The sequence below is a fragment of the Burkholderia sp. AU4i genome (genome assembly GCF_000466765.1).
GTDB lineage: Bacteria > Pseudomonadota > Gammaproteobacteria > Burkholderiales > Burkholderiaceae > Burkholderia > Burkholderia cepacia.
On record NZ_ASSI01000412.1, the window covers coordinates 1 to 980 of the forward strand.

Genomic DNA, 980 nt, shown 5'->3' on the forward strand with positions numbered 1-980 from the left:
CTGCTGTCGCCGCGTGCGGGCCGCCGCCGCGCGGCCGTGAAGGCGCTGGCCGTGCTGCTGTTCGCGGGCGGTGCCGCATGGATGGCCGAGCCCGCGCGGCGCGCGGCGATCTGGCCGGCGGACCTGCGAACGGCGGTCGGCGAGCGGCGCACGGTGACGCTCGCGGATCGCACGGTCGTCGTCCTCGATACCGACACGGCGCTCGACGTGCGTTTCGACGCCGCCGCGCGCCGCCTGCGCCTGCTGCGCGGCACGATCATGGTGACGAGCGGTCACGACGATCGCGTGCCCGCGCGGCCGCTCGTCGTCGCGACCGCGCAAGGCGAGTTGCGGCCGCTCGGCACACGCTTCGCGGTGCGGCAGCGCGACGGCGCGACGCGAATCGAAGTGTTCGCCGGTGCCGTGCGCGTGCAGCCGGACGACGCGGCGGCACGCGCGCGCGTGATCGCGGCCGGGGAGGGCGCGGATTTCACGCGCGATGCGATCGGCGTGCAGGCACCGCTCGATGCGTATGCGTCCGCGTGGACGGGCGGCATGCTGGTCGCGTCGCGCATGCGGCTGGCCGACCTCGTCGCCGAGCTCGACCGCTATCGCCGCGGCAGCCTGCGCTGCGATGCGGCCGTGGCCGACCTGCGCGTGTCGGGCACCTATCCGCTCGACGATCCCGCGCGTGTGCTCGACACGCTGAAGGCGACGTTGCCGATCGATGTGCACTACCTGACGCGCTACTGGGCGACGGTCGTGCCGGCCCGTTCCTGAGCGTGTCGAAAAAAATTTCCGCCGACCTGAGCTGTTTCTCGATGTTCGCGTGACATGGGTAATGAAAGCAGCACTGGCCCATCGTCAACCGACTTCCCGATCATGGTTTCCATCCGTCTCACGTATCGGCGCCGTCCGGCGCCCGACCGACATCTGCCGCGCGCCGCGCGCCCGGCCGCACCCGCCGCGCCCGGGCACCTCGCGCGCCGGCTCGCCGGTGC

1 protein-coding gene is annotated in these 980 nt (G+C 73.1%); it reads left to right on the top strand.

All coding sequences use genetic code 11. The features are described 5' to 3' along the window. On the top strand, window positions 1-759 hold a 759-nt coding region (locus L810_RS43120), incomplete at its 5' end, for a FecR domain-containing protein (protein ID WP_042978443.1). Window positions 760-980 lie beyond the last annotated feature (221 nt).